The sequence below is a fragment of the Shewanella sp. TC10 genome, from assembly GCF_009663145.1.
Taxonomy (GTDB): Bacteria; Pseudomonadota; Gammaproteobacteria; order Enterobacterales; family Shewanellaceae; genus Shewanella.
In genome coordinates this window covers 82,068-94,779 of record NZ_VKHR01000004.1, presented here as the reverse complement: position 1 = coordinate 94,779, position 12,712 = coordinate 82,068, and the positions used below count along the sequence as shown (strand labels likewise).

13 protein-coding genes are annotated in these 12,712 nt (G+C 42.5%); 1 reads left to right on the top strand and 12 read right to left on the bottom strand.

The annotated features are described in order from the left end of the window. Positions 1 to 35 precede the first annotated feature (35 nt). From rlmH to leuS, 6 genes are all read right to left on the bottom strand, one after another. Positions 36 to 506 carry a 23S rRNA (pseudouridine(1915)-N(3))-methyltransferase RlmH gene (gene rlmH, locus FNZ24_RS02410; RefSeq protein ID WP_055025767.1) on the bottom strand — a complete coding sequence of 157 codons (471 nt, stop codon included), beginning with the start codon at positions 504 to 506 and terminating at the stop codon, positions 36 to 38. After that, on the bottom strand, positions 506 to 835 hold the full coding sequence (gene rsfS / locus FNZ24_RS02405; RefSeq protein ID WP_102528089.1) for a ribosome silencing factor: 330 nt from the start codon (positions 833 to 835) through the stop codon (positions 506 to 508). The genes rlmH and rsfS overlap by 1 nt, the downstream gene beginning before the upstream one ends. Positions 836 to 934: 99 nt before the next feature. After that, a complete protein-coding gene (gene nadD, locus FNZ24_RS02400; protein WP_153912816.1) occupies positions 935 to 1,606 on the bottom strand; it encodes a nicotinate (nicotinamide) nucleotide adenylyltransferase in 672 nt (223 codons plus the stop codon). Then, positions 1,603 to 2,634 (bottom strand): DNA polymerase III subunit delta, encoded by a 1,032-nt coding sequence (gene holA / locus FNZ24_RS02395; protein ID WP_153912815.1) that lies wholly within the window; start codon positions 2,632 to 2,634, stop codon positions 1,603 to 1,605. The genes nadD and holA overlap by 4 nt, the downstream gene beginning before the upstream one ends. After that, a complete protein-coding gene (lptE, locus tag FNZ24_RS02390; RefSeq protein WP_153912861.1) occupies positions 2,634 to 3,128 on the bottom strand; it encodes an LPS assembly lipoprotein LptE in 495 nt (164 codons plus the stop codon). Before lptE ends, holA begins: the two co-directional genes overlap by 1 nt. Positions 3,129 to 3,302: 174 nt before the next feature. Continuing rightward, on the bottom strand, positions 3,303 to 5,894 hold the full coding sequence (leuS, locus tag FNZ24_RS02385) for a leucine--tRNA ligase (RefSeq protein ID WP_153912814.1): 2,592 nt from the start codon (positions 5,892 to 5,894) through the stop codon (positions 3,303 to 3,305). 120 nt (positions 5,895 to 6,014) lie between these two features. On the opposite strand from leuS, the gene FNZ24_RS02380 reads away from it, so the two are divergent. Next, positions 6,015 to 6,515 (top strand): zinc ribbon-containing protein, encoded by a 501-nt coding sequence (locus tag FNZ24_RS02380; protein ID WP_153912813.1) that lies wholly within the window; start codon positions 6,015 to 6,017, stop codon positions 6,513 to 6,515. 45 nt (positions 6,516 to 6,560) lie between these two features. Here the strand turns inward: FNZ24_RS02380 and FNZ24_RS02375 are convergent, their stop codons facing one another. The 6 genes from FNZ24_RS02375 to miaB form a co-directional block, all read right to left on the bottom strand. Further along, a complete protein-coding gene (locus FNZ24_RS02375) occupies positions 6,561 to 7,049 on the bottom strand; it encodes a prepilin-type N-terminal cleavage/methylation domain-containing protein (RefSeq protein WP_153912860.1) in 489 nt (162 codons plus the stop codon). A gap of 2 nt (positions 7,050 to 7,051) precedes the next feature. Continuing rightward, on the bottom strand, positions 7,052 to 8,581 hold the full coding sequence (gene lnt, locus FNZ24_RS02370; RefSeq protein WP_153912859.1) for an apolipoprotein N-acyltransferase: 1,530 nt from the start codon (positions 8,579 to 8,581) through the stop codon (positions 7,052 to 7,054). 46 nt (positions 8,582 to 8,627) lie between these two features. Next, positions 8,628 to 9,506 (bottom strand): CNNM family magnesium/cobalt transport protein CorC, encoded by an 879-nt coding sequence (gene corC, locus FNZ24_RS02365; protein WP_153912812.1) that lies wholly within the window; start codon positions 9,504 to 9,506, stop codon positions 8,628 to 8,630. 50 nt (positions 9,507 to 9,556) lie between these two features. Continuing rightward, complete coding sequence (gene ybeY / locus FNZ24_RS02360) at positions 9,557 to 10,039, bottom strand: rRNA maturation RNase YbeY (RefSeq protein WP_153912858.1); 483 nt, start codon at positions 10,037 to 10,039, stop codon at positions 9,557 to 9,559. Between the two features lie 7 nt (positions 10,040 to 10,046). Then, positions 10,047 to 11,138: a PhoH family protein gene (locus FNZ24_RS02355; RefSeq protein WP_153912811.1), complete on the bottom strand. Its 1,092-nt coding sequence runs from the start codon at positions 11,136 to 11,138 to the stop codon at positions 10,047 to 10,049. A gap of 143 nt (positions 11,139 to 11,281) precedes the next feature. Further along, positions 11,282 to 12,709 (bottom strand): tRNA (N6-isopentenyl adenosine(37)-C2)-methylthiotransferase MiaB, encoded by a 1,428-nt coding sequence (gene miaB, locus FNZ24_RS02350; RefSeq protein WP_153912810.1) that lies wholly within the window; start codon positions 12,707 to 12,709, stop codon positions 11,282 to 11,284. Positions 12,710 to 12,712 lie beyond the last annotated feature (3 nt).

Genomic DNA, 12,712 nt, shown 5'->3' with positions numbered 1-12,712 from the left:
TAACTTCACTTTTACCAGAGGTTTACCAATAAGGATTATTCTCTGTGGTAGGGGTGGTTGTTATTTATGCTCCATGCTCGATAAAGGCTTTCTGCAACCAAAACTCGAACTAATGGATGGGGTAGCGTGAGCGCTGATAAACACCAACTTTGACTAGCGGCAGCTTTGCAATCTGGAGCAAGACCTTCAGGACCGCCAATCAATAAACTGACATCGCGGCCATCAAGTTGCCATTTACTGAGTTGCTGAGCAAGTTGGGGCGTTTCCCAATTCTTGCCTGGCAAATCTAGGCTTACAATGTGATTGCCTTTGGGCACTGCTGCTAGCATAAGTTCGCCTTCTTTTTGAAGAATGCGTGCTATATCAGCATTTTTACCGCGCTTTCCTGCTGGGATCTCGATGAGTTCTAGCGCCATATCACGAGGAAATCGGCGTTGGTACTCTTCAAACCCGCGGGTGACCCAATCTGGCATCTTAGTGCCAACAGCAATCAGTTGTAACTTCATTAGGCGTCGTTTTCAGTCCATAGCTTTTCTAGGTCATAAAACTCACGTGTTTGCTGCTGCATTACGTGTAAGATTACGCCACCTAAATCAACGAGTACCCATTCGCTGCTATCACGGCCTTCAACACCTAACGGTTGGTTGCCAGCAGTTTTAGCTTCAACAATCATGTTTTCGGCGATTGCACGAACATGAGTTTTAGATGTACCTGAACAAATTACCATGTAATCAGTAATGTGTGATTGGTTTGCCACGTCTAATACCACAACGTCTTTGGCTTTTAGGTCGTCAATTTTATCGACAACAAAATCTTTTAATTCCGTGCTCTGCACGTCACTTACCTCAATATGTAAAAATAACGGAGCATTATACGCAAAATACCCATGCTAGCGCAATTGAAGCCGTGTTCAATTAAGCATCTAAAATCGGTTTTACTTATTTTGGTACAGATGATGTTCGAAAATGTACTCTTGGATCACATTTGGCAGCATGTGAGAGATTTCTGAAACGTTAGTCGTTTCGACTGTGGGAGCAGAGCCAAAACTATTTTGCCCACTCTGATTGAGAATTTGTCGAATTTCAGTTGATGAAATGTCTTGCAAACTAACGTCGAGCGGAAGAATTTTGCCCGTCCTTGCCAACGCTGAAATCGCCCCGTTTTGCTCGAGTATTTTTGCCATCGGACTGGTTTTATCTAATTGCCAACCAGGGCGCTGGCATACAGCGAGGTTGCACAATTTCAATATTGACTGCCATTGGTACCATGATTGAAATTGGATAAAGGAATCAGTCCCCATGATGAAGTAAAACTGATGCTGTGGATATTGCTCAGTAAGCAGCTGCAAAGTTGTTGCAGTGAAAGAGGGCGTATCACGATTAATTTCAATATCGCACACTTCAAATTCATCATACTGCTGACAAATCAGTTGAGTCATTGCGAGTCGATGCTGGCTGCTCACTTGGGTGGTTTGTTTGTGCGGTGGAATATGGTTTGGCATTAACCAGACTTTATCGAGTCCAAGGCGTTGCTTAACTTCTAAAGCGGGTTTGATATGGCCATAGTGAATTGGGTCAAAGGTGCCACCGAGTAGACCTATTTTCATGTCTGTAGTTCTATATGGGCTAGACGTCGGTGCGCATTGGGATCAAACAATAAACATAAGTGGCTCATTGCAGTCCAATCTTCGATGCCATGTTGCTTAAGGTTCATTTCCATTTTTGAAGCGAACGCAAGCATGTGTTCGATTTGGCTAAGGGTTAAACGTGTTAATGCCGCTTGATATAAAGGCTTACGTTTATCCCAAATACGGTGTTGCTGCCACAAGCTATTAAGTTGTGCACCTTGCTCAACGGCAGTTTTAAGGCTTAATAGTACGTTTAACTCTTTAAACAGCGCCCACATCAAAATAGGCATAGCAGTGCCTTCGCCATTGAGCTGCACTACCATATGCTGGGCATGTTTTTGATGATTACCCAGTAATGCATCGGTCAGTTGGAATACCGTAAAGCGTGATTGGTCTTCAAAATAATCGGTTAAATGATCGCTATGAATCGGCTCATTAGGGCTAAGTAACTGCAGTAATTGTAATGCCTGCTCTGCTGCGAGTAGATTACCTTCAAACAAGTTAAACAGCATGGCTTTGGCGTCCATCTGCACGTGTAACTTGTAATGACTAATACGGTTATCTAACCAACGCTGAAACTGCTTACCTTCTGGCGTGGTACAAGGTAAGTAAATACCTGCTGCATCAAGAGTTTTAAACCACTTACTTTTAGTCTCTGCTGAAAGCTTAGGGCCATGAATTAATAAGATCATGTCAGGGTTTGGGTTTTGCATCATCGAAATAAATGCTGCAGAACCTTCGGTACCCGGTTTAGCTTGGGGTAAGGTCAGCTCGATAATGCGGCGACTGGCAAACAAACTCATTGATTGCCACTCTTGGATTAAATCATTCCAGCTAAAGCCAGTTTCTTGAGTTAATTGAACTCGCTCATCAAAGCCCTGTTTTTTTGCTGCTGTTAAGATTTGGCTTTTACAGTTCTCAATAAGCCAGGGGTCATCACCGAATAAAAGGTAACAACCTTGAGGGCTTTTAAGATGTTGGCTTAGTTGATCAGGATAAACCCGCATCAATTCACCTCGATTGAGGCCAGAGTTTGAATAATATTGTCAGCTGCTTGAATGCGCATTTCTTTTACCAACATATCCATTTCACGGCTTTTAGCGAGTGCTGTACGAGGATCGTCTTGGTAATCACGGCGAATTTCAGTTTGGAATGACTGTGGCTCTGATTCAGGTAGTGTCACTGAATAATTGACCAAGTAAATAAGCTCGTACTCTGCAACGTTACCCGTTGGATATAAAGACAAAGTAGCACGCTCAAGAGAGTCATTAACCAGTCTTAATGTCGCTGTGGTATCAGATGCTGGGACTGTAGAGATGGCGTGAATGCGTAATCGATCGTTAACCAAACGTGACAGTTCACTGTATTGATCATTCGTGCTTAAGTGTAATTCTTCAAGCTCTGCTGGAATTGAATAACTGCGTTGTAATTTAAAGCCGCAACCTGCAGTGGTTAGAATAACAACTGCCATCATTGCCAAGCTAATGCGTTTTATTAGCATCACTGTTATTGGCATCCTTTTACTTAAGTTTTAAATTGAAATTAACTGCTTATAAACCCTAGATTACAGGGAAATAAGTAAGGTTGCTAATCAATAGCAACCTTATAGTGGGCAAATGCAATTTGCAGTGCATTTATCATGGCTTGAAGGCCATAATAAATGTATCAATATCGTTTATTTAGCGACGATATTTAATAGTTTTCCTGGCACGTAAATCACTTTACGAACCGTTACACCATCAACAAATTTTTGCACGTTTTCGTCAGCTAAACCAAGTGCTTCAACTTCTTCTTTAGAAGCATCTGCAGCAACAGTAATTTTAGCGCGAAGTTTACCGTTAACTTGAACAATAATAAGCTTGCTGTCTTCAACTAACGCAGACTCATCAACGGTTGGCCATAAGCTATCTTCGATATCTGTTGTATTACCTAACTCAGTCCATAAGCTAAAGCTTGTGTGAGGAATGATTGGGTACAGTAAACGAGTCACGGCAGTTAATGCTTCTTGCATTAGGGCACGATCTTGCTCATTGGCAGATGGCGCTTTTTGCAATTTATTCATCAACTCCATGATAGCGGCAATGGCAGTGTTAAACATTTGACGACGCTCAATGTCATCACTGACTTTAGCGATAGTCTTATGCAATTCACGGCGTAAGGCTTTTTGGTTGTTGTCTAAAGCTTTAGGATCTAGTGCAACCACTTCACCTTGGGCAATGTGATCATGTGCGGTTTTCCATAAACGCTTAATAAAGCGATGGGCACCTTCAACACTAGACTCTTGCCATTCAAGGGTTAATTCAGGCGGCGCTGCAAACATCATGAATAAACGCACGGTATCAGCACCGTATTTATCAACCATCTCTTGAGGGTCAATACCGTTATTCTTAGACTTCGACATTTTGCTCATACCGGTATAAACCAGTTCATGACCTTCACTGTCGACAGCTTTGGTTACACGGCCTTTGTCATCTGTTTCTTGAACAGTAACGTCAGCAGGTGAAACCCAAACACGTGCGCCTTTCTCATTGGTGTAGTAGTAAGCATCAGCTAATACCATACCTTGAGTTAATAAGCGTTTTGCTGGCTCATCAGAGTCAACTAAACCGATATCACGCAGTAATTTGTGGAAGAAGCGGAAGTACAATAGGTGCATACAAGCATGCTCAATACCACCAATGTATTGATCCACTGGTAACCAGTAGTTAGCTTTAGCAGGATCAAGCATTTGATCTGCATGCGGGCTACAGTAACGCGCGTAGTACCATGAAGATTCCATAAAGGTATCGAAGGTATCAGTTTCGCGAAGTGCTGGCTGACCGTTAACTTCAGTTTTAGCCCATTCTTTGTCTGATTTGATTGGGCTTTGAATGCCATCCATCACCACATCTTCAGGCAGGATAACCGGAAGCTGTTCAGCTGGTGTTGGCATTACCGTACCGTCTTCAAGGGTGACCATTGGAATTGGCGCGCCCCAGTAACGCTGACGAGATACACCCCAGTCACGTAGACGGAAGTTTACTTGACGCTTACCTTTGCCTTCAGCTGTCAGTTTAGCGTCAATAGCATCAAATGCGGCTTGGAATTCAAGTCCATCCAGCTCTGGATAAGAAGAGCCTGAATTAAACAACACACCTTTTTCTGTGTATGCCGCTTCAGAGATGTCTACATCGCTGTCAGCAGGTTTAATTACAGCTTCAATACTTAGGCCGTATTTTTTAGCGAACTCGTAGTCACGTTGGTCGTGAGCAGGTACAGACATCACTGCGCCTGTACCGTAGTTCATTAATACAAAGTTACCTACCCAGATTGGCACTTCTTTACCAGTCAGTGGATGGATTGCATTAAGACCGGTAGCAACACCTTTCTTTTCCATCGCAGCCATAGCAGCTTCGGTGGTATCAACGTTTTTACATTCTTCGATGAATGCCGCTAATTCAGGGTTGTTCTTTGCCGCTTGCTCTGCCAGTGGGTGACCACTTGCAATCGCAACATACGTCACACCCATTACGGTGTCAGGACGTGTGGTATAGATATCAAACGTGTCATCGCTACCCGCAACATTAAAGGTCATTTCAATACCTTCACTGCGGCCAATCCAGTTACGTTGCATAGACTTAACCTGTTCAGGCCATTCGTCTAAGTTATCGATATCGTTTAATAGTTCTTCAGCGTAATCGGTAATTTTAATGAACCACTGAGGGATTTCTTTTTGAACCACCTCTGTGTCACAGCGCCAGCAGGCACCGTCTTGCACTTGCTCGTTAGCAAGTACTGTTTCATCGTTTGGACACCAGTTTACTGAAGCTGTCTTTTTGTAGACTAAGCCTTTTTCGTAAAGCTGGGTGAAGAACCATTGTTCCCACTGGTAGTACTCAGGCGTACATGTGGCGATTTCACGGCTCCAATCGTAACCAAAACCTAATAGCTTAAGTTGGTTCTTCATGTAGTCGATATTTTCGTATGTCCACGGTGCTGGGGCAGTCTTATTATTGATTGCCGCGTTTTCAGCAGGTAGGCCGAATGAGTCCCAACCAATAGGTTGTAGAACATTTTTACCTTGCAAACGTTGGTAACGAGCAACAACATCACCTATGGTGTAGTTACGGACGTGTCCCATGTGAAGTCGGCCAGACGGATAAGGGAACATAGAGAGACAGTAGAACTTCTCTTTGTTTTCATCTTCTGTAACTTCGAAGGTTTTTTTGTCTTCCCAGTGCTTTTGCACTAAGGCTTCAATTTCTGAGGGATTATATTGCTCTTGCATCAATCTATTCCGGCCTATGCCGCCCATTGTTTGATCTAACGCTAAAAAGCGCGAGTGAGATCTGCATAGAATAAACTAGAAGTGATGCATTAAAAAGGTTCAGATGAAGGAGTATTTTTTATGAGTGGACGAAGTTCAGCGTTATTAGCACTTTATCACACGCTTTTCGAGCAAGTTAAGCAGCGTTATGATGAAGATAACTCATTGACTGCAAAGAGCCTTTTTGCATCAGTAACCCAGTGTAAAGATTATTTGCAACTCAAATCTGATGCAGGTGAAGATGAGTTAGCTTTAGTAGAAGAATTTTTAAAGCGTGACATTGCAAGTTACCTAAAAGACGAAAATGCCGATAATCTTAGTTATAGCCCAACGGTGATCACCTTAGAAAACACCCTTTGGCACTGGTTAGGTGAAATTACTGACCGCAGCCAAGTTGAGTGGCATGAGATAGCTCAAGATTTCAAACACAAAGGCTTTTATATGTCAGGTGAAGTGATTAATCAGGGCAAAGTGATTTGTACTGAATGTAATCATGAAATGAATATTGAGTTTCCGAGCTTAATTCCTGATTGCCCGCAGTGTGACAATGAAATGTTTACCCGAGAATCGTTAGCGCCTTAAATTTTGAGGTTGCACATTTAATGGTTACTAGCTGTGTTAAAACGGCTAGCAACCTGTTGTGACATTATTATATTGGGGCCCAGTGGTTGCGTTACTGGCTTGAACGTAGTGAAAATAACAATTGTCATCTAATACCTTACCGTCGTCATTGAGATCATAACCGATAAAAGTATCGGCAATGCCTTGATACTCAATGACAAAACCATCATCTAAAATCAACCAGTCTTCAATATCGGTATTATCCAAATAACCCCATTTAAGGCGTGTATTAAAGCTGCCATCACCTTCAAGGTCGATATCAAGTAAGTCATCTCTATTGTTGACAACTTGGGTAGAAAAACTGCTCATTTGCGAGCGAGCGTAGACTAAGTTATTTGCGGATTTTGCACTGGCATTTAGCTGAGATAAACCGCTAATACGGGCGTCAGTGGACATATTGATAAATTTAGGGGCGGCAATAATAGCTATGATGGCCAAAATAATAATGACCACGACAAGCTCTATTAAGGTAAAACCTTGTTGAAAATTTTTAATTTTCAATCGCGCTGCCCTTTATTCCACAGTAATACTTGCTGGATTAAGCCGAATAAGGAGAGCAAGCCACATAAGATTAATAACGGCGTTTGTCCTATACGTTTAAACCAAGTCTCACCGTCGTATAAAGCGACATCAGCAACTAATACCCCTTCTTGAAATTGCGGGATTTGATGAGTGATACGGCCATGGATGTCGACCACTGCTGTCACGCCATTGTTGGTTGCTCGAACCAATGGACGGCCTAGTTCAATTGAGCGCATTTGGGCTATTTCCATGTGTTGCAATGGACCAATTGAATCGCCAAACCAAGCATCATTTGAAACCGTTAACAGCAAATCGGTATCTTTATCAATATTGGCGCGCAGCTGCTCAGGAAACACAATTTCGTAGCAAAGGGCAGGGGCTATTTGATAGCCCATGGCATTTAAGTTTTGCTGTTGAAAATTGCCGCGAGCAAACGATGACATAGGTAAATTAAAAAACGGCGCTAATGGTCTTAATAGGCTTTCAAAGGGAACAAACTCGCCAATAGGCAGTAGATGATGTTTCTTATAATCATTGGTGCCATTGCCTTGATAGTCACCTTGGGGCTGCACCGATTCATTGGCGTTACCCAATACAATAAGTGAGTTGTAAAATTCTTGCTGCTGTAGGCTGATAATACCCGTAATAATGGCACTATCATTCATGTTCGCTACTTTGTCGGTGTTATGTAAAAAATCACCTACCATTGACTCAGGCGCTGGCACAGCAGCTTCTGGCCAAACAACGATATCAGCATCAAAATTAGGACGACTTAAGTCCATATATTTAAGCAGTGTCGGCCATAGTGCATCAGGCTCCCACTTCATGCTTTGTTCGATATTCCCCTGAACTAAGGCGACCTTTACAGTCTCGCCGCGAGGGGTAATGTCAGAAATTAAAGGTGCAACGAGCGTCGCCAAGATAATTGAGGTTGTGATGATTGCAGCGCTAATAAAGCGTTTCTTTAACACTAAAACGATGCTGCCACAAAATAAGGCAATGAGGTAACTCAGACCAAGCGCACCAATAATGCTACCCAGCTCGGATATGGGGCCTTGAGTTTGGCTGTAGCCTGCCCACAACCAAGGAAACCCAGTTAATACCCAGCCACGCATCCATTCTGTCAATACCCAAAGAGCAGGGAATAGACCAAGGTATTGAAAGGCGTTATGCCAGTGTTTAAAGTGGGGGAATTGACTTAGCTTGGCGGTGAGATAGCCCGCTAAAGCAGGGTAAAGGGCTAAATATAATGCTAACAAGCCCATGAGTCCCATTGACACAACCAGCGGTAGCCCGCCAAACGTATCAATACTGACATGGACCCAGCTGATGCCAAATGCAAAACAACCAAAACCGAAACTCAGCCAATGAAAGAAGTTTTCTTTCGGGGTTAAGTGTCGGCTTTGATAGAGCACAAATATCATTGCCGCAGGGTAAAAAGCCCAGATTGCGTAAGGAGCAAAGGCGAGAGTGGTACTCGCGCCAGCAGCAAAAGCCGTCACCATCTTTATCAGTGATGACTTAGTGATATTGAGTTTTTTAAACACAGTGTTAGTCGTCGTTATCTTCTTGAAGTTTAGGATCAGGTAACTTAACACTCAGTTGAATCAAACGTCTTGTATCAGCGTTAGTGACTTTAAATTCGATATTATCGATTAGGACACTTTCATTGCGCTCTGGTAAATGACCAAAGGCATGTGACACAAGGCCGCCAACAGTATCAAATTCTTCATCGCTGAATTGAGTACCACAAGCTTCGTTAAACTCATCAATAGGTGTACGTGCTTTAATCATAAACACGGTGTTACTGATCTTTTTGATTTCCGTATCTTCTACTGAACTATGGTCGAACTCATCTTCAATTTCACCGACGATTTCTTCCAAGATATCCTCAATAGTAACAAGACCGGATACCCCGCCATATTCATCGACCACGATGGCCATATGATATCGCTGGGAGCGGAATTCTTTGAGTAGCACATCGACTCGTTTGCTTTCTGGAACCACGACAGCAGGTCTAATAACTTGATGCAGTGAGAAAGGTTGGTCTGATTGCTTGAAGCCATACTTCAGTAAGTCTTTTGCAAGCAAAATACCTTCGATATGGTCTTTGTCTTCGTTGACTACAGGGAAACGAGAGTGAGCTGACTCGATTACTGTTTCCAGTAATTCTTCAACGGTACTGTCGATTTGTAGTGTGACTATTTGGCTACGAGGGATCATGATATCGCGAACGCGTAATCCTGATACTTCTAATACGCCATTCATCATTTCGCGGGTATCTTCAGTAATTAAGTCGCGCTCTTCAGCGCCCGCAATTACTTCAACAAGATCTTCGCGATTTTGAGGTTCGCCCTGAAACATCTGACCTAATTTGTCAATCCAGTTCTTTTTACGGGCGTTGGTACTCGGTGGGATGTCGTCACTCATAATATTTTACTAAATCTCAGGAGGCACTTTCATGCATTCCATTGACTTATTTATGCTTCCTTATACGGATTTGAAAAACCTAAGCCTTCAATGAGTTGAGTCTCTAATGACTCCATTTCTTCAGCTTCATTGTCGATAATATGGTCATAACCTAGCAAATGCAAGCAGCCGTGTATAACCATGTGGGCCCAATGTGCAACAAGGGGCTTATTCTGTTGTTTTGCTTCGAGTTCTACGACTTCCGCTGCAATGATTAAATCACCTAAAAGTGGTAATTCAATTCCTGGAGGCGCCTCGAATGGAAATGATAAAACATTGGTCGGTTTATCTTTTCCGCGGTATGTATGATTTAGCTGCTGACTTTCACTATTTTCAACGATACGAATGGTCAGTTCAGCAGTTTCCATCGTGTTACCTAGTGCCGTTTTGACCCATAACTCAAACTCTTGTTCCGTTGGGAGTCGTTGCGGCTCATCTACAGCGATTTGTAAATCTAGGTCTAAATCAAGCTTTGAATTTAACTTAACGTCCATTGGGGAATTAGTTGTCACTGTTAATGGCTCCCACAGCTTTGACGTCTTCATTGCTCATTTGTTCATTAAATGCGTTTTGGCGCTGCTTATATTGGCGCTCTTTTTCAGCTTTTATCGCGCTCTCTTTTGAGTCAAAGGCGTCATAGGCTTCAACAATACGAGCAACAATCGGATGACGTACAACATCATGTGACATAAAGAAATTAAAGCTGATTTCGTTAACTTCACTAAGCACTTCAATCGCTTGGCGCAACCCTGACTTTTGGCTGCGAGGTAAATCGATTTGAGTGATATCGCCAGTAATCACGGCTCTTGAGTTAAAACCAATACGGGTAAGGAACATTTTCATTTGTTCAACCGTAGTGTTTTGGCTTTCATCTAAAATCACAAAGGCATCATTTAACGTTCGGCCACGCATATATGCCAGCGGGGCGATTTCAATGATGTTGCGCTCTAGAAGTTTTTCAACTTTCTCAAAGCCGAGCATTTCAAATAATGCATCATAAAGTGGACGTAAATATGGGTCGACTTTTTGGCTTAAATCACCAGGTAAGAAACCCAGTTTTTCACCCGCTTCAACCGCAGGGCGAGTTAATAAAATACGTCTTACTTCTTGGCGCTCTAACGCATCGACAGCAGCAGCTACGGCTAAGAAGGTTTTACCCGTACCAGCAGGTCCAATACCAAAGGTGATGTCATGTTTGGCAATATTAGCCACATAATTTGCTTGGTTTGGATTACGCGGCTTGATAATGCCACGCTTGGTTTTAATATGCAGGGTGTCGTCTTCAGCAGAAGATTCAGCTTCAAGATTAATCACTTCTTGAATGGCTAAATGCACTCGTTCAGGATCAAGATCAGGCGTGCTGCCTTTAATGGTCTGAGTCTCAATGTAGAGTTGCTTGAGCAAATTGTTGACGTTAAATGCATTACGAGGCAAACCAACAATTTTGAAGTGGTTGTTCTTGTGAACAATCTCAACACCTAAACGGCGTTCAAGTTGCTTAATGTTGTCATCATAAGGACCACATAATGAGACTAATCTTCGAGTCTCAGCAGGCTCGAGGTACAAATTCATGGTTGTAACTTTAGTGGACAAAAATATTGCTCCAAAAACGATATGTTTATTAACAAAGAGTCTACGAGTGTTGTGTTTAAAATACCATGGTATTAAGGCAAAAGCACAATAAAGGCGGCTTATAGCCGCCTTTATTAACTAAAATTTATGACTAATTTTAATCTTTAGTTAGGCGTAAACTGAGTTACACCTAGATCATCATCAGTTTTATGTTTAGCTAAAATGTCTGACGGACGTAAGCTGCGGCGTAAATCCATTTCATCTTCAGCGCGAACAAATACGCCACGAAGTGAGTTGGTATATACATCGACGATTTCTACGTCAACGAATCCGCCGATGCTCTTAGGATTACCTTCGAAATTCACCACGCGGTTATTTTCAGTACGACCACGAAGCTCCATTGGATTCTTTACAGAAGGACCTTCTACTAAAATACGTTGTACCGTCCCTAACATTTGGCGGCTATAACGCATCGCTTGTTGGGTAATACGGTCTTGTAAAATCGCTAAGCGCTGCTTCTTTTCTTCCATCGAAACATCATCAGGCAAGTCCGCTGCAGGTGTACCTGGGCGCGCACTGTAAATAAAGCTAAAGCTGTGATCGAAGCTTACATCTTCAATTAACTTCATTGTGTCTTCAAAGTCAGCTTGGCTTTCACCTGGGAAACCAATAATAAAGTCAGAGCTGATATGAATATCAGGACGAGCTTTACGTAAGCGACGAATAATAGACTTGTATTCAATCGCCATATGGCCGCGTTTCATATTGGTTAAGATACGATCAGAGCCCGATTGAACAGGTAAGTGTAAGAAGCTCACTAACTCTGGCGTGTCTTCATAAACATCAATGATGTCTTGTGAAAACTCAATAGGGTGACTGGTAGTGAAACGAATGCGGTCAATACCGTCGATTGATGCAACTAAGCGGATTAGTTCAGCAAATGTGCAGATTTCATCATCGTGTGTTGGACCGCGGAATGCGTTGACGTTCTGACCTAATAGGTTAACTTCACGTACGCCTTGCTCTGCTAACTGCGCGACTTCTAAAATCACATCATCAACAGGACGGCTGACTTCTTCACCACGGGTATAAGGTACAACACAGAATGAACAGTACTTACTACAGCCTTCCATAATTGATACGAATGCAGTTGGACCATCAGCTTTTGGCTCTGGTAAACGGTCAAACTTTTCAATTTCAGGGAAGCTCACATCAATAACTGCTTTGTCGCCGTTATTAATTTGGGTGATCATCTCAGGTAAACGGTGCAAGGTTTGTGGGCCAAAGATGATATCGACACATTGGGCACGCTCTTTAATTGCTTTACCTTCTTGTGAAGCAACACAGCCACCGACACCGATAACTAAATTAGGATTTTTATCTTTTAAGGTTTTCCAGCGTCCAAGCTGATGAAACACTTTTTCCTGTGCTTTTTCACGAATCGAGCATGTGTTAAGCAGCAGTACGTCTGCTTCTTCAGCATTCTCAGTCAAGGTGTAACCTTGATAGTCGTCTAGCAAGTCAGCCATTTTAGATGAATCATACTCATTCATCTGACAGCCCCAGGTTTTTATGTGTAGTTTTTTACTCATCAG

Excerpts from the sequence above, each read along its gene's own strand:
- corC (WP_153912812.1), bottom strand. The coding sequence starts at position 9,506 with ATGAGTGACGACATCCCACCGAGTACCAACGCCCGTAAAAAGAACTGG.
- leuS (WP_153912814.1), bottom strand. The coding sequence starts at position 5,894 with ATGCAAGAGCAATATAATCCCTCAGAAATTGAAGCCTTAGTGCAAAAG.
- FNZ24_RS02380 (WP_153912813.1), top strand. The coding sequence starts at position 6,015 with ATGAGTGGACGAAGTTCAGCGTTATTAGCACTTTATCACACGCTTTTC.
- holA (WP_153912815.1), bottom strand. The coding sequence starts at position 2,634 with ATGCGGGTTTATCCTGATCAACTAAGCCAACATCTTAAAAGCCCTCAA.
- lptE (WP_153912861.1), bottom strand. The coding sequence starts at position 3,128 with ATGCTAATAAAACGCATTAGCTTGGCAATGATGGCAGTTGTTATTCTA.
- rlmH (WP_055025767.1), bottom strand. The coding sequence starts at position 506 with ATGAAGTTACAACTGATTGCTGTTGGCACTAAGATGCCAGATTGGGTC.
- nadD (WP_153912816.1), bottom strand. The coding sequence starts at position 1,606 with ATGAAAATAGGTCTACTCGGTGGCACCTTTGACCCAATTCACTATGGC.
- miaB (WP_153912810.1), bottom strand. The coding sequence starts at position 12,709 with ATGAGTAAAAAACTACACATAAAAACCTGGGGCTGTCAGATGAATGAG.
- lnt (WP_153912859.1), bottom strand. The coding sequence starts at position 8,581 with ATGGTGACGGCTTTTGCTGCTGGCGCGAGTACCACTCTCGCCTTTGCT.
- ybeY (WP_153912858.1), bottom strand. The coding sequence starts at position 10,039 with ATGGACGTTAAGTTAAATTCAAAGCTTGATTTAGACCTAGATTTACAA.